Source organism: Actinoallomurus sp. NPDC052274 (assembly GCF_040679475.1).
GTDB classification, from domain to species: Bacteria; Actinomycetota; Actinomycetes; order Streptosporangiales; family Streptosporangiaceae; genus Actinoallomurus; species Actinoallomurus liliacearum.
On record NZ_JBFAUT010000094.1, the window covers coordinates 1 to 24337 of the forward strand.

Consider the following 24337-nt stretch of genomic DNA (forward strand, 5'->3'; position numbering starts at 1 on the left):
CCCGCCGGGCCGGCCGGCCCGCTGTGCCCGGAGTGCGCGACCGCCCGGTGCTCCCACTCCGCGCCCGAGCCGTGACCCGGCGGGGCGGCCTGGCCGCCGAACAGCTCGGGCAGCCGATGATCGAAGCTCGGCGCGGCGGCGATCAGGCCGCGCGCCAGGCTCGCGGCCACGTCGTGGTGACCGGCCCGGACCAGGCCGAGCACGGCGATCACGGTGTCGTGCGGCCAGACCGAGCCGAGGTGGTACGACAGCGGGTCGAACCCCGCCGAGGCCGTGCCCAGCGTTCGCAGCCCCCAGCCGGACTCCAGCTCGGCCAGCCGGGGCGCGACCCGGTCCTCCTCGGCCGGGGTGAGCAGGCCGGTGCCGAGCAGGTGCCCCATGTTGGAGGCCGGGCCGTCCACGGGTTCTCCCCGCCCGTCCAGCGCGATCGCCGGGTAGCCGTCCACCCAGAACCGCGCCCGGAACCGCTCCGCGAGGGCCGCCGCCCACTCCCGGCGGCGGTCGCCGCCCGGCCGGCCGAACGCGTCGAGCAGGTCGGCGCCGAGCACGGCGGCCTGATAGGCGTACGCCTGGACCTCCGACAGGGCGACCGGCGGCGTCGCCGGACGCCCGTCGGCGTGCTGGACGCCGTCGGTGGAGTCCTTCCAGCCCTGGTTGACGAGCCGGTCCGGCGACCCGGTGTAGGACACGAAGGCGTCGCCGAAGCTCTCGAGCCAGTCCAGCGCTCGCTCGGCGGCGGGCAGCAGCGCCTCGACCTCGGCGGCCGGCATGCCCCACCGCCACGCCTCCGCGAGCGTCGTGACGAACAGCGGCGTGGCGTCGACCGTGCCGTAGTACACCGGCGGCAGCCACCCCGCGGCGTGCGCGGGCCGCAGCTCGTGCGGGATCTTGCCGGGCGCCTCCTCCGTCTCCGGGTCGTGGCGGACGCCCTGGTGCCGGGCCAGGGTCCGCAGCGTGCCGCCGGCGAGCTCGTACCCGAGCGGGAGGGCCAGCCGGGCGGTCCACAGGGAGTCCCGGCCGAACAGCGTGAGGTACCACGGGCTGCCGGCCCCGCAGTACAGGTCGCCCTCGTCGGCGAGCAGCAGCGCGCCGAGATCCGCGATCCCCTGACCGACCAGCGCGTCCAGGCGCCGGTCGGCGGACCGTACGGTGAGCGGCGCGGCCGACCAGGGCGGCGGCGCACCCGGCGGCAGCGGCCGGAACCCCTCCACCGGCGGGGGCGTCGCCCGTACGGTCAGCGTGGTCGTGAACTCCTCCCCCGGTCTCAGGGTCGGCTCGGCCCGCAGGCGCCCGCTCAGCAGCACCGCGTAGCCGTCCGGGCCGGTGTGCGCGACCCCGTCGCGCAGCGCCACCGCGCCCGCCCGGGCGCCGTCGCCGTGGTCGCCCGCCCGGCCCGGCTCCCCGGCGTGCCACGCCTTGACGTCGCTGATCTCGGCGAGGTCGGCGGCCGCCTCGACCACGACGGCCACCGTGGCCGGCTCGGTCCCCGTGTTGCGGACGCGGATCTCCTCGGTGCCGCCGTCGGGGCCGACCGTACGGGTCCGCTCGACCGTCAGGTCGCCGAGCGCCGCGGTGAAGCGGGCGCCGTCCGCGCCGACGGGGGTCGCGTCGACCGGCGCGGGCTCGGCTCCGTCGAGGGTCAGCACGAGCCGTGACAGGACCCGGCGGTCCGCGACGTACAGCCCGTCGGCACCGCCGGTCAACTGCCCGCTCGGCGGGGAGAGCCAGAGCGTGGGCGCGGCGACGCAGGTCAGGTGCTCATGGAGGGAGGACTGGGACACGGTGACTCCGGGGGTGGGCAAGGCGACGCCCCGCCCGGGATGGACGGGGCAGGCGAAGGGACGCCCCGCCCGGGAGGCCGGGCGGGGCGTCGCGGGTTCAGCGGAGGGTGACGGCGAGCACGGCGGTGCCGCCCGCGGATCCGGCGTCGGCCACGACCTCGGTGCCGCGCGCGGTCGTGCGGACCTGGTACTTCACGGCGCGCCCGTCGAGGGTCACCGCGGCGACCTTCGCGCCGGTCGGCAGGACCTGGCCGATCAGCAGGCTCGCCTTGGCGGACCGGCCGGTCACGGTGGTGCGCAGCGACTTCCCGGCGGCCTCGGCGGTGACGTCGACCGTGCCGCCGCCGATCCGGATGTGACGTCCGGCGACGCGGGTCTGGCCCGGCGGCACCTGCGGGACGACCTCCAGCCGCGCCCGGCCCATGTCCGGGGAGACGCCGAGCTGCTGGTGGACGACCGGCCAGAGGTTGCCGTACGCGCCCCACGCCTGCAGGACCATCGAGCGTCCGGTCAGGGGACGGTCGATGTTGGCGGGGTCGAAGTCCGGGCTCGGCGCGATCTCCGGCATGGCGCCGGGCATCTCCCACAGCGACGGGTCGAGCTGGATCCGGGCGTTGTCGGTGGTGTACGTCCGCTGCTGGGCCAGGCGGCCGTAGTTGCCCTCGGCGACGGCCATGATCCCGTTGCCGAGCGAGAAGACCTCGCGGTCGCTCTGCACGGACGAGACCACGCCGTCACACGACGGTCCCTTGTTCCCGCCGTCGGCCGAGGTCGGACCGGTGCCCGTGTGGTAGAGCCCGGTGGTGCCGGTGTAGCAGGACTGCTCGCGCCGGGCCAGCGCCGTCCGGGCGTGCTGGTCGTCGGCGAGCGGACGCGTGACCTGGCCGGGGCGGACGAGTTCGGCGTCCATCGGGGTCACGCCGATCCAGTGCCGCTGGAAGATCTTCGTGTTGTCATTGGCCGGGTCGTCGGCCTTGTCAATGGAGTCGGCGTACTGGGCGGTGTCGCCGCCGTACCACCAGGCGCCCTCGAACTTCTTCTCCATCGCGTCGGCGCGCCCGCCCGCCCAGGCGGCGGTGGCGCCGTCGCCCTCGGCGGTGGCCAGGTCGGCCAGGTCCCGCAGGCCGCGGATGGTGTACACCGCGTTGTCCAGCTTCTCGACGCCCATGCCGGCGCGCTCGACGTTGCCGGACCCCTCGGGCCAGCCGTCGCCGTCGGCGTCCAGCTTCTCCACGATGTAGCGCATGTTGCGCTTGGCGAAGTCGTACATCGAGTCGAGGAACGCCCGGTCACCGGTCCAGCGCCACACCAGCGCGACCGCGCTGGGGAACTTCGCGGTCTCGTCGGTGTTGCCGGCCTCGCCGTTCGCGCCGAAGTAGACCGAGCCGTCCGAGACGACCTCGTGGATCACCTTGCCGCTGCGGTCGTTGACGATGTCGCTGGTGTCGCGGACGGCCCGCAGGTGGTCCTCGATCGCGGAGAACTGCCCGGCCGCCACGGTCGCGTAGGCGGTGTACTCCCCGTCGGTGCCGAACAGCCACGGGTAGTCCGGCCAGCCGGCGCCGAGCCAGCGGGCCTTGGCCACGGTGCCCTTGGGCGCCGGGTAGTCCTTGCCCTCATGGGTGACCCGCATCTTCAGGTCGCGGGCCTCCTGCACGGAGTCGGCGAGGTTCTGCTTGCTCCACTCGACGCTCTGCTGCAGGAGCCGGTCGCCGGGCAGGTCGACGACGGTGTTCGCGGCGACGGCGCGGCGCGCCGCGACCTTACGGGCCAGCAGGCCGGCCGGGTCGTGCAGCGCGGTGCGCAGCGCGCCGTTCGCCTGGGAGAGGCCGTGGTCGGAGCCGGCGACCGCGATCCAGACGGTGGCCTTACCGCCCGCCGGGACGGTCACGTCGTACGAGAGCCGCCCGCCCGTGCCCTTGCCGAACGCCGTGTCGTCGCAGCGCTTGGGCTGGTCGCCGGTCGCGGGGCAGACGACGGCCGGATCCTGCGGCCCCCGGTGGTCGGGACCGAGCTGGTGCGCGACCGGCGTACGGTCGGCGGCGACGAGCGCGGCGTAGTCGTGCCGGGAAGCGTTCGGGACGTTCGGGGTGCCCTGCTCGCGGAAGACCAGCGTCCCCTTGTCGTACGCCCCGGTGTCCGGGAGGTTCATCGCCTGCTGGTCAGGGCTCGTCGAGCCCCACGGGTAGGCGGTCATCAGCTCCGAGTGCGCGTCCACGTCGAGGCGCACGGTCTTGCGGGAGTCGGAGCTGAGGGTGATGCCGATGAGCCCGGCGCGGACGCCGTCGGGCGCGACGTCCGTGCGCTCGGCGCGCACGCCGTTCGCCGCCGTGTAGGCGATCCGGGTGTACCCCTGCCCGGCGGTGAACCGCTGGGCGGCGGCCTGCTTGCCGAGCCACGCGCCGTCCAGACCGAACCAGACGCCGTCGAGCAGCTTGAGCGGCGGGGTCCAGATCCCGCCCATCTCGCCGGTCGTGTGCCAGCCCGCCGCCGGGTACAGCCCGTCCTCGGTGGACACCGAGTAGAACCGGTCCCCGATGACGACCGACCGCCGGTCCGGCAGCCGGGTCGTCTCCGACAGCTCGGCCGGAGCGGCGGAGACCGCGAGGCCGGTCGCGGCACGGGCCGGGGCCGGCCGCGCGGCGACGGCGCCGGCGGTCAGGACCAGTGCGACCGCGACCGCGGGTACGGGTCGCAGGGCATGTCCTCGCATCAGCATCACCTCTCGTGGATCATCCCCCGAACGTTCATGTGCCCTCGGAGAGAGACAGCCCGCCGTCCGGGGTGCCGTGGTCGGCGACACCCCGGACGGCGGGTCGCGTCATCAGTCGGAGACCGCGAGCCAGGCGGCCGTGTCCGTGGGCAGCAGCCCGCCGTCGAGCGGGCCGCTGGCCAGCAGGACCTCGGCGTCGGCGGGCAGTTCCTGCGGCGCCCCGGAGAGGTTGACGACGCAGGCGAAGCCCGGTGCGCGGGTGAACCGCAGCACCCCTTCGGGGGCGTCGTCGTCCCAGGTCAGATCGCCGTCGCCCAGGGCCGCGTGCTCGTGCCGGAGCCGCAGCGCGGCGCGGTACAGCTCCAGCGTGGACGCCGGGTCCCCGGCCTCCGCGTCGGCCGTGAGCCCCTTCCAGGACTCCGGCTGCGGCAGCCAGGGCGTGCTCCCGTCCGGACCGAATCCGTACGGCGCGGTGTCACCGGACCACGGAATCGGCACTCGGCAGCCGTCCCGGCCACGGGACGTGTGCCCGGAACGTTCCCAAACCGGGTCCTGCAGGGCGGACTCGGGCAGGTCCTCGACCTCAGGAAGGCCGAGCTCCTCGCCCTGGTAGACGTACGCGCCGCCGGGCAGGGCCAGCATGAGCAGCGCCGCCGCCCGGGCCCGGCGGGTACCGAGCTCCAGGTCGACGGGCTCCTCGACGTCGTGCTGCGGGCCGCGGCCGCCGGTGTGGGTCCGGCCGTACCGAGTGACGTGGCGGACCACGTCGTGGTTGGACAGGACCCAGGTGGCCGGGGCGTTCTCCAGGGCGAACGCGCCCAGGCTCGCGTCGATCACCTCGCGCAGGCTCGCGGCGTCCCACGAGGCGCGCAGGTAGTCGAAGTTGAACGCGGTGTGCAACTCGTCGGAGCGCAGGTAGCGCGCCAGCCGCTCCGGAGTCGCCACCCACGCCTCGGCGACGAACGTACGGTCGCCCTCGTAGCGGTCGGCCACCCGCCGCCAGCCGCGGTAGATCTCATGGACCCCGTCGCGGTCCCAGTGCGGGTGGTCGAGCCGCATGCTCGGCTCCAGGACGTCCTCCGCCTCGCCGCCGAGGTCCGGCAGGCCGTCCTGCTTGATCATGCCGTGCGCGACGTCGATGCGGAAGCCGTCGACACCGCGGTCGAACCAGAAGGCCAGCACCCGTTCGAACTCCGCGCGGACCTCGGGATTCTCCCAGTTCAGGTCCGGCTGCTCGGGGGCGAACAGGTGCAGATACCACTCTCCGTCCGGCAGCCGGGTCCAGGCGCTGCCGCCGAACGTGCTGCGCCAGTCGTTCGGCGGCAGCTCGCCGTCGGCTCCGCGACCGGGCCGGAAGACGTACCGGTCGCGTTCGGGGCTGCCCGGGCCGGCCGCGAGCGCGGCCTGGAACCACTCGTGCCGGTCGGAGGTGTGATTGGGAACGATGTCGATGATCACTCGGATGCCGTGGTCGTGCGCGTCACGGATCAGGGCGTCCGCGTCGGCCAGAGTGCCGAACATCGGATCGATATCGGTGTAGTCCGCCACGTCGTAGCCCCCGTCCGCCATCGGAGAGGGGTACCACGGCGTGATCCAGACGGCGTCGACGCCGAGGTCGCGCAGGTACGGCAGCCGGGATCGAATTCCGGCGATGTCACCGATCCCGTCACCGTTCGCGTCGGCGAAGCTGCGAATGTAGATCTGGTAGATGACGGCGCTGCGCCACCAGGGGGCGTTGACGTGCACTGTTTCCCTTCAGGGGGGTCGGGACGGTGTCGTGCCCTACTTCACGCCACCGGCGGTGAGGCCGGCGATGATGCGGCGCTGCAGGAGCAGCACGACGATGACGAGCGGTACGGTCACGAGGACGCCGGCCGCCATCTGCGTGCCGAACGGCTGGTCGAAACCGTACGCCCCGGTGAACTTGGAGATCGACACGGTGGCCGTCTGCATCTCCTTCTTGTTCACCATGCTCAGGGCGATCATGAACTCGTTCCACGCGGCGATGAACGCGATGATCGCGGTGGTGAAGACACCCGGCGCCGCGAGCGGAACGATGATCTTTCGGAAGGCCTGGCCGCGGGTGCACCCGTCGACCATGGCCGCGTACTCCAGTTCGAACGGCATCTGCCGGAAGAACGCGTTGAGGTTCCACACCGCCAGCGGCAGCACGAACGACAGGTTCGGGATGATCATCGACTGGTAGCTGTTGATCCAGCTGATGTTCGTGAACAGGTGCAGCAGGGGAACGATCAGGGAGATCGTCGGGAACATCGAGGTCGCCACGATGATGCCGAGCACCACGTTCTTGAACTTGAAGTCCAGCCGCGCCAGCGCGTACGCCGTGAAGGTGCCGACGACGAGCGTGAGCACCGTCGTCACGCCCGCCACGACGACGCTGTTCAGCAGCGCCCGCTGGAACCCCACGTCGTGCTTGAACACCGCCGTGAAGTTCTTGATCGAGATCGGCGAGGGGATCGGCGAGTTGTCGAACTGGTCCTCCGGCCGCCGGAAGGCCGAGACGACCATCCAGTAGAACGGCGCCAGACAGTAGAGCGCCACCACGATCATGCCGAGGTACGAGAGCGCCCGGCCCGCGCTGAAGCTCCGGCGCTCCTTGGCCCCGGACTTCGAGGTGGAAATGGCGGTCATGCCGTTGCCTCCCGGGTGGGCCGCGAGCCCTTCTTGGCACGCTTGGCGGACGCGGACTTCTTACGCGCCCGCGCGTCGCCGATGATGTCGGCGCCGAGCAGCTTGACGAAGGCGTACGCGACGACCGCGACGTAGATGAACAGGATCGTGGCGTAGGCGGCCGCGGGACCGTACCGCAGGTTGGTCGCCTCGTCGTAGGCGAGCATGGACAGGGTGTTCACCGAGTCCTTGTGCGCGCCGATGAGCACGAACGGCAGGTCGAAGAACCGCAGCACGTCGAGCAGCCGGAACAGCACCGCGACGAGCAGCACCGGCTTGATCAGCGGCAGCGTGATCTTGACGAACGTGTACCACGTGCCGGCCCCGTCCACCTTCGCGGCCTCGTACACCTCCCCCGGGATCAGCTGGAGGCCGGCGAGGACGAGCAGGCCGACGAACGGCGCGGTCTTCCACGTGTCGGCGATGAGCACGGCGACCTTCGCGTGGAAGCCCTCGGTGGTCCACAGCACCTGGTGGCCGATGATCGCGTTGGCCACGCCGTCGGCCTGGAACACCCAGCGCCACAACAGCGCGGACACCGCGGTCGGGATCGCCCAGGGCACCAGAATGCTCGCCCGGACGAAGCCCCGGCCGCGGAAGGCCTGGTGCATGACCAGCGCCATCGCCACGCCGAGGATCGTCTCGATGATGACGCCGACGACGGTGAAGAAGGTGGTGTTGTAGAACGCGTTCCAGAACGCGTGCGAGCTGTCGCCGGTCAGGATGTCGGTGTAGTTCTTCAGGCCGACGAACTTGTCACCCTTGACGACGAACCCGTTGGCGTCCAGCCCGTTGCTGCGCTGGTACAGCGACTCACGGAGCGCGTCGACGATCGGGTAGCCGACCACGAGGGCGAGGACGAGGAAGGTCGGCGAGAGCAGCACGGCGGCCAGGCGACCCGAGCCCTGGACGTCGCTCTTCTTTTTCTGCTTTACCGGGGCGACGGTTCCCGGTTCGGCGGTCGTAGTAGTCATGGAGCCCTCCTGGGGGCCCGTGGCGGGACGACGGGCGTCCCGCCACGGGACGCGGCTACGGCGTGATCAGCTGTCCGAGCTTGTTCTGCAGGTCGGCCAGCGCCTGGTCGGAGGTCGACTTGCCGGTGAGCGCCGCGTAGGCGGCCTCCTGGATCGCGGCGGTCACGTCGCCGTACCGCACGGCCTGCGGCCGGGGCTTGGCGTTGAGCAGCGACGCCTTGAGCGTGCTCAGGTAGGGGAACTTCTTCTGCAGCTCGGCGTCGTCGTACAGCGACGCCAGGGTCGGCGCCTCCGAGGAGTTGATGAGGTTGGCGCGCTCGGTCTGCTCGCTGGTCAGGTACTTGATGAAGTCCAGCGCCGTGGCCTTGTTCTGGGCGAACTTGGAGATCGCCAGGTTGTGGCCGCCCAGGGTCGGCGCGCCCGGACCGTTCAGGCCCGGCAGCGGGGCGACGGCGAACTTGCCGACGACCTTGGAGTCGCCCTTCTTGTTCGACAGGGCGTAGGCGTACGGCCACTGGCGGTAGAAGACCAGGTCGCCCTTCTCGAAGGCGCGCCGGGACTCCTCCTCCTTGTAGGAGATGGCCTCCTTGGGGATCATCCCGTTCTTGAAGCCGTTGACGAGGAAGTCCAGGCCCTGCTTGGCCTGCGGGGTGTTGACGTTCGGCTTGCCCGAGTCGTCGACGACGACGCCGCCGGCGCTGGCGACCGCCTCGGAGAAGTTGACCGTGAGGCCCTCGTACTTCTCGAACTGGCCGGCGTAGCACTTGGCGCCCTTGACCTTGGCGCAGTCCTGCTGCATCTCCGCCCAGGTCTTCGGCGGCGCGGTGACGCCCGCCTTGTCCAGCAGGTCCTTGTTGTAGTAGAGCAGACCCGCGTCGGTCTTCCAGGGGGCGGCGTACAGGTTGTTCCGGTACTCACCGGTCTTGGTCGCCGCAGGCAGGTACTTCGACAGGTCGAACTGGTCCTTCGGCAGCTGCGCGATCCACTGGTTCGCGGCGAACTCCGCCGTCCAGACCACGTCCAGGTTCAGCACGCTGTAGGCGTTGGACTTGGTCTGGGCGTTCTGCACCATCTGCTGCCGCTGCGCGTCGGCGTCCTCGGGCAGCTCGATGATCCGCGCCTGCTCCTTCGGGTGCTGCTGGTTCCAGGCGTTGACCAGGTTCTGCATGTTGCCGGACGTGTCCTTGCCGGTCGCCAGAGTGATCGGCCCACGGCCGTCCAGCGCACCGGCGTTGTTCGACCCGCCCTTGCTGTTGTCGTCCTTGCTGCCGCCACACGCGGCGGCGACCACGGCGACGCTCGCCGCGATGACCGCGAAGCGGGTCATTCTAGAAACGGATGCCACCTTTTCTCCATCCTGAGGGTTTGTACTCGGTACTGCTGCCGGATCCCCGGCCCTCGTCACTCCCGTGCCACGAGCTCTGGGCGCAACATCACCCCCTCGGGCGGGGAGCCATCGCCCTGTACGCGCGTCGTCAGCAGGCCGACGACGCGACGTGCCACCTCGTCGAGCGGTTGCCGGATGCTCGACATCCGGGGCGAGATCAAAGACGCGGCGGGAGAGTCGTCGAAGCCGACCACCCCGACGCGCGGACGGCCGTCCGCGTCCAGGCCGCCGGCGAGCCTCGCTCCGACGGCGTGCGTGTCGCTGCCGCACACGAACGCGGTCGGCGGCTCGGGCCGCGCCAGCATGCGCTCGGCCGCCGCGACGGCGACCGCGACGCCCTCGCCGCACACGCCGATCAGTCCGTCGGTCTCCAGGCCGTGCCGGCCCATGGCCCGCAGCCAGCCCCTCCGCCGCTCGTCGCCGAACCCGGTGCCCTCGGGCCAGCCGAGGTAGGCGATGCGCCGGTGGCCGCGGCCGATCAGGTGCTCGACCCCCTGCTCGATGCCGTACGCCCCGTCGACGTCCACCCAGGTGTACGGGCCGTCCTCCTGACCCCAGGGCCGGCCGAAGCACACGAAGGGGATGCTGCGCTCGGCGAACCACGGCAGTCGCCGGTCCTTCGCCGACACGTCGGCCACCACGAAGCCGTCGACCGTGCCGGTGCGGATCAGGTCCTCGTACGTCGCGAGTTCCTCCTCCACGGCCGTCGGGGCGAACAGCAGCAGGTGGTAGCCGGCGGCCCCGGCCGCCGCCGTCAGCGAGTAGAGGAAGCGGTCGAGGAAGTTGCTCACGCCGATCGGCGCGGGGATCTTCAGGCCGATGCACCGGCTGGCACGCTCCCGGAGGTTCTGCGCGGCGCGGTTCGGCCGGTAGCCGAGCTCCTCGATCGCCCGCCGTACGCGCGTGGCGGTGTCCGGCGCCACGCGCGCGGGACGGTTCAGCACGTTGGAGACGGTCTGGCGGGAGACACCGGCGGCCGCGGCGACATCGGAGATCGTCACTCCGTTCGCGTCTCGACCGCTCATCCCTCTCCCTCGCGTTTTGCGATATTTCTGGTGACCCGGGGCGATTTGATCGTTCAAATTGCCACCACGCGAGAAGTCGTGTCAAGCAGATGTCGAACACGTTTCCGGCTCGTTACATGCGCGTGTTGGTACCGAGTCCGAGTGGTCCGGACCACCGGACGCGAGCGGCTCACAAGCCCCGAAACGGGCAGGTTTCTCCCCTAGGGAGGACGATGCCACGCCGGGCACGCTCCGGGAAGAGGGATAAGGAACGCGATGCCGGGCGGGGCGTTCGGCGAGCCGTCCGGGAACACCGGGGCGGACGCGCGTCGTTGGCGCTATACGACCAACGAAGAGGGGGGATGTGGGTGTCCGCGGCGTCGGACCCTTCCAGTCCTGGGCCGAGGGCACCGCGATGGTGAGCGCCCTCGCCGGTGTCGCCGCCATCCTGGTGTTGACCGCCGCGACCGGGTACTTCGTCGCCCAGGAGTTCGCCTTCGTCGCCGCCGACCGCGCCACGCTCACCGCGCAGGCCGAACGCGGAGACAGAAGGGCCCTGAGGGCCCTGGACGTGACGAGCCGGCTGTCGTTCATGCTGTCCGGCGCGCAACTGGGGATCACGGTGACCGCGCTGGTCGTCGGCTTCATCGCCGAGCCCGCCACGTCCCGGTTGATCGCCCCGCTGCTCGAGCACGCGGGCCTGACCGAAGGCCAGGCCGACGGCGTCGCGGTCGTCGCAGGGTTCCTGCTGGCGACCGTGGTTCAGATGGTGCTCGGTGAGCTGCTGCCCAAGAACCTGTCACTGGCCCGCGCCGAGCCGGTCGCCAAGGCACTGTCCGCCTCGACCCTGGCGTACCTGACGGTCGCGGGCCCGGTGATCAGGTTCTTCGACACGGCGGCCGCCCGGCTGGTACGGCTGTTCGGCGTGGAGCCGGTGGAGGAGCTGCACCACGGCGCGACCCTGGAGGAGCTCGGCGACATCATCGGCGAGTCCCGCCGCGCGGGCCATCTCCCGCCGGACCTGTCCGACCTCCTCCAGCGCGCGCTGACCTTCCGGGAGCGTACGGCGGCCGAGGTCATGGTGCCCCGTCCCGACGTCGTCGCCGTTCCCCGTGCCACGACCGTGGCGGAGCTGACCGACCTGGTGACCCGCGCGGGCCACACCGACTACCCGGTGTGGGGACGGGACATCGACGACGTCATCGGCGTCGTCGGGGTGCGCGAGCTGGCCGCGCTCGACGTCATGGACGCACCCGGGCCGTCCCGCCGGGACGGCGTCGGCGCGTCCCGTACGTCCGGCGCCGACTCACCCGGCACCGACTCACCCGGCACCGGCGCGTCCGGCGGCGACCGGACCGTGGACGCGGTGATGCGCCCCGCGCTGCTCGTCCCGGACACCCTCGAACTGCAGGCGGTCACGGCTCGGATGCGCGAGGCGGGTCAGGAGTTCGCCGCCGTCGTCGACGAGTACGGCGGCCTGGCCGGGATCCTCACGTTCGAGGACATCGCCGAAGAGCTCGTCGGCGAGATCGCCGACGAGAACGACGCGGCCGAGGCGGATCCCACCCGTGGCGAGGGCGTCTGGGTGCTGAACGCCGGCACCCGGATCGCGCAGGTCCGGGACCTCACGGGGCTGGCGCTGCCCGTCGACGCCGCGTACGACAGCCTCAGCGGGCTCGTCATGACACGGCTGCACCGCCTGCCGCGAGCGGGCGACCGGATCGAGGTCGAGCTCGACCCCGAGTACGGTCCGCCGGGGCGCGCCGCGATCGAGGTCCTCGCCGTCCGCCGGCGCGTGGCCCGGACCGTGCGGCTGCACGCGCTTCCCCTCGCCACCGCCACGCCCGGAGAGTCCCGAGGGGCGTTCTCGTGAACCCGCTGACCTCCGCCCTGGTCACGCTCCTGCTCCTGGCCGGCAACGCCTTCTTCGTCGCCTCGGAGTTCGCCCTCGTCGCCGCGAAACGCCCGCGCCTGGAGCGGGCGGCGGCGCGCGGCGGCACCGCCGCGCGGGCCGCCGTCGCCGGGATCGACGAGCTGTCGCTGATGCTGGCCGGGGCGCAACTGGGGATCACCATGTGCTCGCTGGGGCTCGGCGTCGTCACCGAGCCGGCCTTCGAGACCCTGCTGGACGCGCCGCTGGCGGCCGTCGGCGCGCCGGAGGCCGCCGGGCACGCCATGGCGTTCACCCTGGCGCTGGGCGTGGTGACCTTCCTGCACATGGTGGCCGGGGAGATGGCGCCGAAGTCCTGGGCGATCGCCCACCCCGAACGCTCGGCCCTGATCCTCGCGATCCCGTTCCGCGGGTTCGCCCGGCTGTCGCGCCCGCTCCTGACCGTCCTCAACGGGATCACGGGCGGTCTGCTCCGGCTCTGCGGCGTACGGCCGCGCGCGGAGTCGGAGGCACCGGCCGACCCGCAGCGGCTGTCCCACCTGATCGGCGAGTCGCGTCGCATGGGGTTGATCGACAACGCCGAGCACGACCTGCTGGGCCGGGCCATCACCACCCGGCACGCGGGCATCGACCACCTGGTCGTGCCCGCCGAGCGGGTCACCGCGGTCCCCGCCGACGCCGACCCGGAGGAGATCAGGCGGGCCGCCGCGGCGAGCGGGCACACCCGGCTGCTCGTCCGGGACGGCCGCGCCCGCATCCGCGGGCTCCTGCACGTACGGGACGCCCTCCCCCACGGCGCCGGCGGCCGGACCGCCGGCGACATGACCTACCCGGTCCCGGCCCTTCCCCCCGACACGACGGTGCTGGCCGCGGTCAGCACGCTGCGGCGGGCCCGCGCGCAGCTCGCGCTCGTCGCGACGCCGGAGAATCCGTTCATCGGCATCGTCAGCCTCGACGACCTGCTCAGCGAGCTCCTCGCCGGCAACCCGCACTGAGCCGGCCGCCACGACGGACGGACGCCGGTGGCCGCGACGGACGGACCCCGGTGCCCGCGGCGACCCGCCGCCCGCCCGCCCGGCCGGCTCCGCGTCGGCGGTGGCTCGCTCATCTTCGCCACTCGTCGAGGTGCAGGACGGATCCCCGGTCCGACGTCCGCACGTTCCGCAGCGGGAGATCGCGGTGCCGCGGCTCGGGCGCGGGACGGGCCGTCAACGGCAGGACGTCGGCGGTGGCCGGTTCCTCGGCCGGCGCGGCCGCGTACACCGGGACCTTGATCAACAGGAGGATCAGCGCGGCGGCCCCGGTGCCGGCCGCCGCCAGGGTGAGGACGCCGGGCAGCCGCGCGGCGGCGACGCCCACGCCGCAGAGCCCGGCGAGGCCCGCGGCGGCGCACAGGGTCAGGGCGACCTGCGGAACGGTGAGTCCCATCGCCCGCAGCCGGTGCGCCGCGTGGTCGGTGCCGGGGGTGAAGCAGGACAGACCCGCGCGCGGGCGCGCGATGACGACGACCAGGGTGTCCACGGTGGCGACGAAGGTGAACAGGAGAAGCTCGGCGAGCCGGGCGGTCGCGCCGCCCGGAACCCGGACCAGCACGGCCGCGGCCGCCAGGAGGAAGCCGATGAACAGCGAGCCGGCGTCGCCCATGAACATCCGCGCGGGCGCCCAGTTGTGCACGAGGAACCCCAGGCAGCCGGCCGACAGCGTGATCAGCAGCAGTGCCAGGCCGCGCTGGCCCTCGAGGTAGGCCGCGCCGGCGATGAGGCAGCCGGCCGCGACGGCCACCGTCGCGGCCGTCCCGTCCATGTTGTCCAGGAGGTTGAAGGAGTTGGCGAGCACCACGATCCACGCCACCGTCACCACGGGGTCCAGCCAGTGCCCGAAGACGCCGATGCGTCCCCCGGCCAGGACGACCGCCGTGGCGGCGACGACCTCCACGGCCAGCCGGAACACCGGGTGCGTCGGTCTGAGGTCGTCGAGCAGCCCGACCAGCGCGACGACGACGGCGGCCGCGACGAGGACCGCGACCCTCCGGTCCCAGTAGGGGATCGACACCGTCCCCGCCGCCAGGGCGGCCACCGCGATCGCGACCCCGCCCAGGTACGGGGTGGGCCGGTCATGGGCCTTGCGGACGCCCGGCCGGTCGACGATCCCCCGCCGCAGCGCGTACCGGCTCAGCGCGGCGCTCAGCAAATCGGCCAGCAGGAGCGCGGCGAGGGCCGCACCCGCCGCCGTCAGCCACGGCGCCACGGCCGCCCGCCCTCGACCTGCCTGATCGTGCCGGGCATGGCGCCCCTCCCGAGTCGGACGACGGCCCCGCGGACGGACGCCACCGTCCGTGACCACTCCGGGAATCAGGCTAGAGATCGTCGATCAAAACCAGGGTCGCGCCGGCTACATGATCCGAGAAAGTCGGCCGGGCCGGCCGCTTTCCCGATGAGGGCCGTACCGGCCTCCCCCGCGTCCGCCGGGCGGCCGGGCGGCGCGTTTAACCAGGTCGGCACCGGAAATGTCGCAATAGGCACATACGGGGAGACACAGGGGGGAAGGTACCGCGAGATGACTCAGCGACCTGAGACGATGCCGGAGAAAGACGCGATCGACCTGCTGATCCGCCAGCACGAGGAGATCCGCAGCCTCTTCGAAGAGGTCGACCGGAGCACGGGCCACGCCCGTGAGGAGGCGTTCGAGAAGCTCTGCCGGTTCCTGGCGGTGCACGAGACGGCCGAAGAGGAGGTCGTGCATCCCTTGGCCCGCCGGGTCATCCCCGACGGCGACCGGATCATCGACGCCCGGCTGGAGGAGGAGAACGAGGGCAAGCGCGTCCTGCAGGCCCTGGAGAAGATGGGCACCTCGGCGGCCGGCTTCGAACCGCTGTTCGCCGAGTTCCGCAAGTCCGTCCTCGAGCACGCCGAGAACGAGGAGCGCGAGGAGTTCACCCGGTTGCGCGAGATGGGCGGCACCGAGCTTCGCGGACTCGCCGCGGCGATCAAGGCGGCCGAGGCCATGGCGCCGACGCACCCGCACCCGGGCGTGGAGTCCGCCGCCAAGAACATCCTCATCGGCACGTTCGCCTCCGCCGCCGACCGGACACGGGACGTGGTCCGGAAGGCGCTCGGCCGCGACCGGAAGTGACATGACGCCGCCGCTGGGCGGTGCACCCCAGATTCGGCGGAATAGGAGCGCTAAACGATTGTTTACTATTTGCGCCCTTGACGCTACCCACCGTCACCGGCACAGTTGAAGAGACCGCGCATTGCGGTCGATTCGGAATGCGATGGCGCATTTATCGCCAGTCACCTGACTCGGTCTTCACGCGAGGGACCGGGTCGGACCGGCGATCCCGGTCAGGCGAATCCGGGAGGGCGATCGGGAGACGATCCCGATCGCCCATCACGGCAGGGACGTGTCCCCCGCGCGCGGCCGACGGGCTCATCGACGGATGCGCCGGCGAGGACGGTCCAGCCGCGAGGACGGTCCGCCCGTGAGAACGGTTTCCCGAGGCGGCGGGCTCAGCGGTCCAGTGCGAAGTGGGCCTGGACGCGGGTGCCCTCGGCGGTGCGGGCGATCCGGACCAGGTCGGCGACCTGGTTGACCAGCAGGAGGCCGCGCCCGCCATGGGCGTCGGGGCCCACCGGCCGCCGCCCGGCCAGCGGGTCGGTGAGCCGGCCGGAGTCGCTGACCTCGCACACGACGTGCCCCGGCCGGGACCACACGCGCAGCGTGCCGCCACCGCCGCCGTGCACGATGGAGTTGGCGGCCAGCTCGTTGACCGCGAGCTCGAGGTCGAGCAGCCGATCGCCGCCGAGACCGCGCAGGGCCGCCTCCGCCGTGGCGAAGGTGCGCACCTCGCCCAACCCGTCCGCGCCGAACTCGAGGGCCACCGTGTCCACGGGCTCCGGGCCCAGGTCGTTGTACACCTCGATGACCTTCTCTGGATCGAAGTCGGGACTGACGCGCTCGACGCCGCGCTCGATGAGGACCGGGTGGGTCAGGGCCGCGTCCGCCAGCGTCCGCCGGTCGAGCCCCGTCGCGTCGTACGGGCACAGGATTGTCACCGCACGCCCGGCGAAGGCCCGGTTGATCAGGGCCTCGTGCTGCGCGCAGGCGGGATATTCCGTCATCGAGCGGCCGCGCCAGATGGGCTCACCGATGATCCGCACCCGCCGTCCGGGGTACGCGTCGGCGAATCGCCGGAGGATACCGGGGATGATCCGGCCCGGGTTCCGTCCGGCCACGCTCATGTCGACGAAGCGCACCTGCCCGGCCAGGGCGCCCAACCGCGCGCGCAGCAGCGCCAGCCGACGCCCCGGAACGGCGATCGCCACCGGCTCGCCGGCCTCGAGCCCGCTCCGCACGAAGGGCAGTGTCCCGGCGAGGTACTCCCGCTCGCCGTGGTACAGCAGCGCAGGGTGGGAGAAGAGGGCGGGGGCGCTCATCCCGGTCCACCTCGCTCGTCGGCCACTGAGGAACACTACCGTGAGGTTACGTCTGAACGACCAGGATAAGGCCGCCTCCGAAGCGCTCAGCGATCTGGTCGTCACGCTCCCTCCCTCCCCCGCTACGCGCGGACGCGTGACCACGGCCGCACCGGCGGGTTGCCGGTAGGGTCGAGGTGACGAAACGTCTCGGCCAGGTGGGGAGGGTGACGGTGTCCGGTGAGCGGGCGCGCCGGCCGGTTCCGGCGATCCTCGTCTCACTGCTGCTGTTGCTCGGCGTCGGCGCCGGGCTCGGCGCCGCCGCCTCCTCCCCGGGCGCCGACCGCCTGACCGCCGCGGTGGCGGCGGCCGCGCCGTCCGCGGGCGCGACCCCGGCCGCCGAGCACGGTCGGCACCTGCCCCGGCTCGACGAGCACCGGCAGGTCGGCAAGACGCCGCTGCGGGCCGTCGGCCCCGAGGGCGTCTCGACCTCGGCGGGACTGCCCGTCTGGTGGCGAGGGCCGGACCGGACCTCCTCCCGTACGCCGGCGGGTGACCGGTCGACGCGGCGCGGCCGGGCGCCTCCGGTCCTTCTCCCGTACGCGTCGGCGTAGCCGGGCGGTCGCGAACCGCGCCGCCGGTCGCCGGCGCGCGTACCCGGGTGTCCACTGCCCCGGAACACGGACGTGCCCTGCCGCATGACGGCTCGCGTGGCCGGATGTCCGCCTCCCCGGAACGCGGATGTGTCCCGCCGCCTCCCCGGATCGCGGGTGTGTCTCGCCGCTTCCCGGAACGCGGGTGTGTCCCGCCGCGTGACGGCGCGTCCGTTCCCGACCGTGCCCTGTCCGCGGGAGGCGTGCCCGTGCCGCCGTCCCGTGGGCCGCCGGTGTCCGACGCCGGTGCCCTGACGTGGAGAAACGACCGTGACCTACCTCTTTCTCGCCATCGCCGTCCTCGTGGGCGGCGGCGTGTTCCTGATCGCTTCGATGTTCCGCCGCGACAACGCGCGGCTCGGTCTGCCGGCGCTGGCCGTGCTGATCACCGCGAACGTGCTGGCGATGGTCTACGCGGCCTTCGACCAGTGACCCCCCTCCGATCGACGAGCCTGAGAGGACTCCCGTGGAGATCGAACGCTGCTCCCTGCCCGGAATCGGCCTGCAACACGTGTTCACGACCGAACGCGGCCGACGCGTCGGGATCGTCTCCCACCACAGCGGCCGGCGCGACGTTGTCGTCTTCGACCAGGACGACCCCGACAGCGCGGCCACGACGATCGTGCTGACCTCCGAAGAGGCCGGCGCGGTCGCCGAGCTCCTCGGCACCGCCCGCGTCGTCGAACGCCTGGCCGAACTGCACCGCCACGTCGAGGGCCTGGTCAGCCGGCAGGTCCCGATCGTCGCCGGCTCGCCGTACGACGGGCGGCCGCTCGGCGACACCCGCGCCCGCACCCGTACGGGCGCGTCCATCGTGGCCGTCGTGCGCGGCGGCGGCGTGGTCGCCAGCCCGCGCCCGGACTTCGTCTTCCAGGCGGGCGACATCGTCCTCGTGGTCGGCACCGCCGACGGCACCGCGGCGGTCGCCGCGCTGCTCGGCACGCGGTAGCCGCCCATGCATTCGACGACCCAACTGATCGAACTCGGCGCCATCATCCTGGGCCTCGGCCTGCTCGGCGCGGTCGCGGTCCGGTTCTCCGTCTCGCCGATCCCGCTGTACCTCCTGGCCGGGCTGGCGTTCGGATCCGGTGGCGTGCTCCCGCTCACGACCAGCGAGGACTTCGTCTCGGTCGGCGCCGAGGTGGGCGTGATCCTGCTGTTGTTCACCCTCGGCCTGGAGTACACGGCCGACGAGCTGGTGACGACGATGCGGACCTCCGCTCCGGTCGGCCTGTCCGACCTGGCGCTGAACGCCGTGCCGGGCGTCGCCACCGCTCTGCTGCTCGGCTGGGGTCCGGTCGCGGCGGTGGCGCTGGGCGGCATCACGTACGTCACCTCCTCCGGGATCACCGCGAAGGTGATGGGCGACCTGGGCCGGCTCGGGAACCGCGAGACTCCCAGCGTGCTGTCGGTGCTGGTCTTCGAGGACCTGACCATGGCCGCGTACCTGCCGATCCTCACCGCGCTGCTGGCCGGGGCCGGGCTGCTCGGCGGTCTGTTCGCCCTCCTGGCCGCCGCGGTCACCATCGGCCTGATCCTGTTCGTCGCGCTGCGCCACGGTGAGGTCGTGCAGCGCTTCGTGGCCAGCCCCAGCCGTGAGGTGCTCCTGCTGAAGGTCCTCGGTCTCACCGTCCTGGTGGCCGGGCTCGCCCAGCAGCTGCAGGTGTCGGCCGCCGTGGGGGCGTTCCTCGTCGGCATCGCGCTGTCCGGTCCGCTCGCGCACGACGCCCGGCAGTTGCTCAGTCCGCTCCGGGACCTGTTCGCGGCGGTGTTCTTCGTGTTCTTCGGCCTGCACACCGACCCGGCGGACCTGCCGCCGGTGGCCGGCATCGCGGCTCTGCTGGCGGTCGTCGGCGTGGCGACCAAGCTCGCCACCGGGTGGGTGGCGGCCCGCCGGGCGGGAGTCGGTCCGGCGGGCCGGCTGCGGGCCGGGACCGCGCTCGTCCCGCGCGGGGAGTTCAGCATCGTCGTCGCGGGCCTGGCGGTCGGCGCCGGCACGAACCCGCGCCTCGGGCCGCTCGCCGCGGCGTACGTCCTGATCCTCGCGGTCGCCGGGCCGCTGCTGGCCCGGAGCGCCGACTCCCTCGCCCGTGCCGTCGCCGCGTCCGGCGGTGGACGCCGGGCGTGACCCCGATCCGGCGGCGCCCCGCCGCCGGTCACGGGGACGCCTCGGACCCGGATCCGGCGGCGGGCCGCGGCCCGGCGTGACGCGCCTCGGTCGTCTCCCCGATCCGGCGGCACGCCGCGGCCGGTCCGCTCGCCGTAGGGCGGATCGATTACCTCTCCCGCGCTGGGACAAACTGGCGTAAGGAACCGAACGTCGACGGCCCGTGAGGGCCGAAGGAGCATCCGATGGCGCATGAGCGTGCGGGGCGGCCCGCGCAGCCGGAAGACCTGGTGGACGTCGCGCGGCTGGTGACGGCCTACTACGCGTACCAGCCCGACCCCGCGCGGGTCGAGCAGCGCGTGGCCTTCGGCACGTCGGGGCATCGCGGATCGGCGCTGAACACCGCCTTCAACGAGGCGCACATCCTGGCGACCAGCCAGGCCATCTGCGAGTACCGCGCGGACCAGGGGGTCGACGGTCCGCTGTTCCTGGGGATCGACACGCACGCCCTGTCGGAGCCCGCGCGGGTGTCGGCGCTGGAGGTCTTCGCAGCCAACGGCGTACGGGTGCTGATCGACAGCCGGGACGGCTACACGCCGACGCCGGCCGTCTCGCACGCCATCCTCACCTACAACCGCGGTCGCCAGTCCGGTCTCGCGGACGGCGTGGTGGTCACGCCGTCGCACAACCCGCCCGCCGACGGCGGTTTCAAGTACAACCCGCCGTCCGGCGGCCCGGCCGACACCGACGCGACCTCGTGGATCCAGGACCGGGCGAACGCGCTGATCGCCGAGGACCTGAAAGAGGTCAAGCGCATCCCGTACGCCCGCGCGCTCGCGGCGGACACGACCGGCCGCTACGACTTCCTCGGCGCGTACGTGGACGACCTGCCCTCCGTCCTCGACCTGGACGCCGTCCGCGAGGCGGGCGTACGGATCGGCGCGGATCCGCTCGGCGGCGCGAGCGTGGCGTACTGGGGCGAGATCGCCGACCGCCACCGGCTCGACCTCACCGTCGTCAACCCGCACACCGACCCGACCTGGCGGTTCATGACGCTGGACTGGGACGGCAAGATCCGGATGGACTGCTCGTCGCCGTACGCGATGGCGTCGCTCATCGCGCGCAAGGACGAGTTCGCGGTCTCGACGGGCAACGACGCGGACGCCGACCGGCACGGCATCGTCACGCCGGACGGCGGCCTGATGAACCCCAACCACTTCCTCGCCGCCGCCATCTCCTACCTGTACGCCCACCGGCCTGAGTGGCCCGGTGACGCGGGAGTGGGCAAGACCCTCGTCAGCAGCAGCATGATCGACAGGGTCGCGGCCGGGCTCGGCCGCCGTCTCGTGGAGGTCCCGGTCGGGTTCAAGTGGTTCGTGCCCGGTCTGCTGGACGGCTCGCTCGGGTTCGGCGGCGAGGAGAGCGCGGGCGCCTCGTTCCTGCGCCGCGACGGCTCGGTGTGGACCACCGACAAGGACGGCATCCTCCTCGCCCTGCTGGCCTCGGAGATCACCGCGGTCACCGGTCGCTCCCCCAGCGAGAACCACGCCGAGCTGGTCGCGCGGTACGGCGACCCCGCGTACGCGCGCGTCGACGCGCCCGCGTCCCGCGAGGAGAAGGCGGTCCTCAAGAAGCTGTCCGCCGAGCAGATCACCGCGGACACGCTCGCCGGTGAGCCGATCACCGCGGTGCTCACCGAGGCCCCGGGCAACGGCGCGCCGCTGGGCGGCGTGAAGGTCTGCACCGAGAACGCCTGGTTCGCCGCCCGGCCGTCCGGCACCGAGGACGTGTACAAGATCTACGCCGAGTCCTTCCAGGGCCCGGACCACCTCGCCCGCGTCCAGGAGGAGGCCCGCGACCTGGTCAACGCCACGCTCGCCGCGGCCGGCTCCTGACCTGCCTCCGTCGCCCCGCGCCTGCGTCTGCCTGTGCCCGCGCCGCGACGCCCCGGCCGGGGCGTCGCGGCGCAGAATGAACGTATGAGCGAGTCATCGACCGCACGCGGGGACAACCCGACGCTGCCCGCGCTGCGACGGCATTTCGAGGACCTGCGGGACGGCACCCACGGCGGCGTGGAGACGCGGGCGGACAAGGAGGAGCGGTTCGCCGACACGGTCGTGCTGCTCGCCCAGTACGCCCGCCGGGTGCTGACCGAGATCGACGAGGGCCTGTTGCAGGGGACGGGGCTGATCGACGAGAGCGGACTGCGGCGGACCGAGGACGGTGGGCTGGCCGCCTCATGGACCCTGTCCTGGCCGGAGCAGCGCGCGGCGGGCGTCCGCCCGATCACGCTGAACGCCCACTTCGAGCGGGGTTTCCACCATCCGCACCTGCGCGGCGCGACGGTGGGCGAATGGCCGCTCAACGTCTTCACCGACCAGCAGGCCGCCGCGGAGGTGGGCACGCTGCGCGCCATCGCGGCGGCGGATCTGCACAACCTCGTCTTCCAGCGCGACTACCGGCTGGTCCCCGCGATCGCCCGTCCGGACGGCGGCTGACCGCCGCGCCGCCGGGAGGTCAGCCGGCGGTCGGACCCCGTCGCCGCACCAGGGGCAGGTACACCTCGTCGACGATCTCGATGAGGACGTCGTCGGGTGCGGTCGGGACCCCGCGCACGACGAACTCGTTGCGCAGCAGGACGATGGCCACGGTGGCGACCCGTGGATGGAGGGCCTCCGGGGCCGCCTCACCCCGTGCGACCGCGCGTCCGAGGATGGTCAGCCAGGGGGCGGCGACGGCGTCGCCGGACTGGTCCTGCAGCTGCGCCAGGACCTCCGACGCTCCACCCGCCGCGGCGAGCAGGTCTCGGAGGATCGCGCCGAGGGGGGAGCTCCAGTGGCGGTTCGCCCGGCGGAGGTACTCCAGGACGTCGCCGCGCAGGGTACCGGTGTCGGGGACGGCGGCCGTCGTGGTCAGTCGCCGGTAGGCGGCGATGCCGAGCGCGAGACGGTTCGGCCAGCGGCGGTAGATGGCGTTCTTGTTCGTGCCGGCCCGCGCGGCGACCTTGTCCATGGTCAACCCGGCGTACCCGGACTCGGTCAGCTCGTCCACCGCGGCGCCCAGGATCGCCTCTTCCAGCGCGGCGCCGCGGCGCCGCGTCCGCCCGGCGCCCGGCCGCGTCATCGGACTCTCCGTCATGGCCCCTTCTCGCCGGCCTTCGCCTCGTCGTAGCGGGCCTGGGCCGCCGTGACCTCGGGCATGCTGGCCTCCAGCCACTCGATGACGCCCAGGAGCCGCTCGGCGGCCTGACGGCCGAGCGGGGTGAGGCTGTACTCCACGCGCGGGGGGATGGTCGGCTCGGCCCTCCTGAGCACGAAGCCGTCGCGTTCGAGCGCCTGGAGGGTCTGCGCGAGCATCTTCTCGCTCACGCCGTCGACCCGGCGGCGCAGCGCGTTGAACCGGTACGTGCCCTCGCTCAGCGCGCCGAGCGCGAGGATCCCCCAGCGCCCGGTGATGTGCCCGAGCGCCTCGCGGGAGGTGCACCGGCCGGCGAACACGTCGAAGACGAGGTCGCCGTAGGCGTCGCGGACCGCTTCGCCGTCGCAGGCCGGGGTCGGCGATCCGTTGGTCGCGCGGCTGTCCATGGCGTCAGCATACTTCTCCACCGCACCACCCATTGATCGTGTACTTACTGCTGGATTGCACTGTCGAAAAGTTAGTACTACCGTTGGCGTGTGCTCACCTCGGGGCGCTGCCGCCGAGGCCGTTCTAAGCGGGAGACTCTTATGATCATCGTTACCGGCGCCACTGGACAGCTCGGCCGTCTGGTGATCGACGGGCTGCTGGAGAAGGTGCCCGCGGACCAGGTGGTGGCCGCCGTGCGCAGCCCGGAGAAGGCCGCCGACCTCGCCGCGCGCGGCGTGCAGGTCCGGGAGGCCGACTACGACCGTCCCGAGACACTGCGCCCGGCGTTCGAGGGCGGGACCCGGCTCCTGCTGATCTCCGGCAGCGAGGTCGGACGGCGCGTTCCGCAGCACGCCGCGGCGATCCAGGCGGCCCAGGGCGCGGGCGTCCCGCACATCGTCTACACCAGCGCGCCGCACGCGGACACGTCGGTCCTCGGCCTGGCCGCCGAGCACAAGGCGACCGAGGAGATCATCCGTGAGACGGGGCTGACGTACACGCTCCTGCGCAACAACTGGTACAGCGAGATCTACGTTCCGGCGATCACCCAGGCCGTCGAGACCGGCGCCGTCATCGGCGGCGCCGGCGACGGCCGGATCGGCAGCGCCACCCGCGCGGACTACGCGGCGGCGGCGGTCGCCGTGCTGACGGGGACGGGTCACGACAACCGGATCTACGAACTCGCCGGAGACGTCGCATGGACCCTCGGCGACCTCGCCGGTGAGATCTCCCGGGCGTCCGGCAAGGAGGTCGTGTACCGGAACGTGCCCGCGGAGGAGCACCGCGCGGCCCTGGTCGCGGCGGGCGTGCCCGACGCGTTCGCCGACGTGCTCGTCGACGTCGACCGCGGCATCGCGGCCGGGGCGCTGGCCGACACGCCGGGCGACCTGAAGGCGCTCATCGGCCGGCCGACCACCCCGATCGCCGATACCGTCGCGGCCGCACTCGCCGGCTGAGGTCCCGACGCTCCGCCGCGCGAACCGTCTCGTCACCCGCGGCGTTCCGGATTCCGGCCAGCTCGGCCACTCGCTGCGCCCCTACAAGGAGGCCCGCGACTGGCTGAGCTCCTTCTCGCCCTCGATCAGCAGCTCCTTGTC

General features: G+C 72.7%; 21 protein-coding genes. 10 read left to right on the plus strand and 11 right to left on the minus strand.

The genetic code is table 11. The annotated features are described in order from the left end of the window. From AB0K82_RS42040 to AB0K82_RS42070, 7 genes are all read right to left on the minus strand, one after another. On the minus strand, positions 1 to 1781 hold a 1781-nt coding region (locus AB0K82_RS42040; protein ID WP_364408578.1), incomplete at its 3' end, for a glycogen debranching N-terminal domain-containing protein. A gap of 97 nt (positions 1782 to 1878) precedes the next feature. Then, positions 1879 to 4494 (minus strand): hypothetical protein, encoded by a 2616-nt coding sequence (locus AB0K82_RS42045; protein ID WP_364408580.1) that lies wholly within the window; start codon positions 4492 to 4494, stop codon positions 1879 to 1881. Positions 4495 to 4605: 111 nt separating this feature from the next. After that, the gene (locus tag AB0K82_RS42050) at positions 4606 to 6240 is read right to left on the minus strand and encodes a glycoside hydrolase family 13 protein (protein WP_364408583.1); all 1635 of its coding nucleotides are present in this window, start codon (positions 6238 to 6240) and stop codon (positions 4606 to 4608) included. A gap of 36 nt (positions 6241 to 6276) precedes the next feature. After that, positions 6277 to 7146, minus strand: coding sequence for a carbohydrate ABC transporter permease (locus AB0K82_RS42055; protein ID WP_364408586.1), 870 nt, complete (start codon positions 7144 to 7146; stop codon positions 6277 to 6279). Then, positions 7143 to 8159 carry a sugar ABC transporter permease gene (locus AB0K82_RS42060; protein ID WP_364408589.1) on the minus strand — a complete coding sequence of 339 codons (1017 nt, stop codon included), beginning with the start codon at positions 8157 to 8159 and terminating at the stop codon, positions 7143 to 7145. The genes AB0K82_RS42055 and AB0K82_RS42060 overlap by 4 nt, the downstream gene beginning before the upstream one ends. Positions 8160 to 8214: 55 nt before the next feature. Further along, positions 8215 to 9486 (minus strand): ABC transporter substrate-binding protein, encoded by a 1272-nt coding sequence (locus tag AB0K82_RS42065; protein ID WP_364408592.1) that lies wholly within the window; start codon positions 9484 to 9486, stop codon positions 8215 to 8217. A gap of 74 nt (positions 9487 to 9560) precedes the next feature. Next, complete coding sequence (locus AB0K82_RS42070; RefSeq protein WP_364408595.1) at positions 9561 to 10571, minus strand: LacI family DNA-binding transcriptional regulator; 1011 nt, start codon at positions 10569 to 10571, stop codon at positions 9561 to 9563. A gap of 343 nt (positions 10572 to 10914) precedes the next feature. On the opposite strand from AB0K82_RS42070, the gene AB0K82_RS42075 reads away from it, so the two are divergent. After that, the gene (locus AB0K82_RS42075; RefSeq protein ID WP_364408598.1) at positions 10915 to 12423 is read left to right on the plus strand and encodes a hemolysin family protein; all 1509 of its coding nucleotides are present in this window, start codon (positions 10915 to 10917) and stop codon (positions 12421 to 12423) included. Beyond that, positions 12420 to 13436, plus strand: a complete 1017-nt coding sequence (locus AB0K82_RS42080; protein ID WP_364408601.1) for a hemolysin family protein — start codon at positions 12420 to 12422, stop codon at positions 13434 to 13436. The genes AB0K82_RS42075 and AB0K82_RS42080 overlap by 4 nt, the downstream gene beginning before the upstream one ends. 109 nt (positions 13437 to 13545) lie before the next feature. Here AB0K82_RS42080 and AB0K82_RS42085 read toward each other — a convergent pair whose 3' ends face one another. Beyond that, the gene (locus AB0K82_RS42085; protein ID WP_364408604.1) at positions 13546 to 14688 is read right to left on the minus strand and encodes an MraY family glycosyltransferase; all 1143 of its coding nucleotides are present in this window, start codon (positions 14686 to 14688) and stop codon (positions 13546 to 13548) included. A 309-nt stretch (positions 14689 to 14997) separates the two neighbouring features. On the opposite strand from AB0K82_RS42085, the gene AB0K82_RS42090 reads away from it, so the two are divergent. Then, on the plus strand, positions 14998 to 15573 hold the full coding sequence (locus tag AB0K82_RS42090) for a hemerythrin domain-containing protein (protein ID WP_364408606.1): 576 nt from the start codon (positions 14998 to 15000) through the stop codon (positions 15571 to 15573). 377 nt (positions 15574 to 15950) lie between these two features. Here the strand turns inward: AB0K82_RS42090 and AB0K82_RS42095 are convergent, their stop codons facing one another. Then, entirely contained in the window at positions 15951 to 16877 is a 927-nt protein-coding gene (locus tag AB0K82_RS42095) for a sensor histidine kinase (protein ID WP_364408608.1), read from the minus strand. Between the two features lie 176 nt (positions 16878 to 17053). Between AB0K82_RS42095 and AB0K82_RS42100 the strand changes: the two genes are divergently transcribed. The 6 genes from AB0K82_RS42100 (at position 17054) to AB0K82_RS42125 (ending at position 22114) form a co-directional block, all read left to right on the plus strand. Beyond that, on the plus strand, positions 17054 to 17470 hold the full coding sequence (locus AB0K82_RS42100) for a hypothetical protein (protein ID WP_364408611.1): 417 nt from the start codon (positions 17054 to 17056) through the stop codon (positions 17468 to 17470). A 309-nt stretch (positions 17471 to 17779) separates the two neighbouring features. Continuing rightward, complete coding sequence (locus AB0K82_RS42105; RefSeq protein WP_364408613.1) at positions 17780 to 17941, plus strand: hypothetical protein; 162 nt, start codon at positions 17780 to 17782, stop codon at positions 17939 to 17941. Between the two features lie 34 nt (positions 17942 to 17975). Next, positions 17976 to 18458, plus strand: coding sequence for a TrkA C-terminal domain-containing protein (locus AB0K82_RS42110; protein ID WP_345364448.1), 483 nt, complete (start codon positions 17976 to 17978; stop codon positions 18456 to 18458). Between the two features lie 6 nt (positions 18459 to 18464). Then, positions 18465 to 19637, plus strand: coding sequence for a cation:proton antiporter (locus tag AB0K82_RS42115; RefSeq protein WP_364408615.1), 1173 nt, complete (start codon positions 18465 to 18467; stop codon positions 19635 to 19637). A gap of 224 nt (positions 19638 to 19861) precedes the next feature. Further along, the gene (gene pgm / locus AB0K82_RS42120) at positions 19862 to 21511 is read left to right on the plus strand and encodes a phosphoglucomutase (alpha-D-glucose-1,6-bisphosphate-dependent) (RefSeq protein WP_364408617.1); all 1650 of its coding nucleotides are present in this window, start codon (positions 19862 to 19864) and stop codon (positions 21509 to 21511) included. 84 nt (positions 21512 to 21595) lie between these two features. Continuing rightward, entirely contained in the window at positions 21596 to 22114 is a 519-nt protein-coding gene (locus tag AB0K82_RS42125) for a hypothetical protein (RefSeq protein ID WP_364408620.1), read from the plus strand. A gap of 19 nt (positions 22115 to 22133) precedes the next feature. Here the strand turns inward: AB0K82_RS42125 and AB0K82_RS42130 are convergent, their stop codons facing one another. Both AB0K82_RS42130 and AB0K82_RS42135 read right to left on the minus strand, forming a co-directional pair. After that, positions 22134 to 22754 (minus strand): TetR/AcrR family transcriptional regulator, encoded by a 621-nt coding sequence (locus tag AB0K82_RS42130; RefSeq protein ID WP_364408623.1) that lies wholly within the window; start codon positions 22752 to 22754, stop codon positions 22134 to 22136. Next, on the minus strand, positions 22751 to 23200 hold the full coding sequence (locus AB0K82_RS42135) for a helix-turn-helix domain-containing protein (protein WP_364408626.1): 450 nt from the start codon (positions 23198 to 23200) through the stop codon (positions 22751 to 22753). Before AB0K82_RS42135 ends, AB0K82_RS42130 begins: the two co-directional genes overlap by 4 nt. A gap of 141 nt (positions 23201 to 23341) precedes the next feature. Between AB0K82_RS42135 and AB0K82_RS42140 the strand changes: the two genes are divergently transcribed. After that, a complete protein-coding gene (locus AB0K82_RS42140; RefSeq protein ID WP_364408628.1) occupies positions 23342 to 24196 on the plus strand; it encodes an SDR family oxidoreductase in 855 nt (284 codons plus the stop codon). Positions 24197 to 24337: the final 141 nt, after the last annotated feature.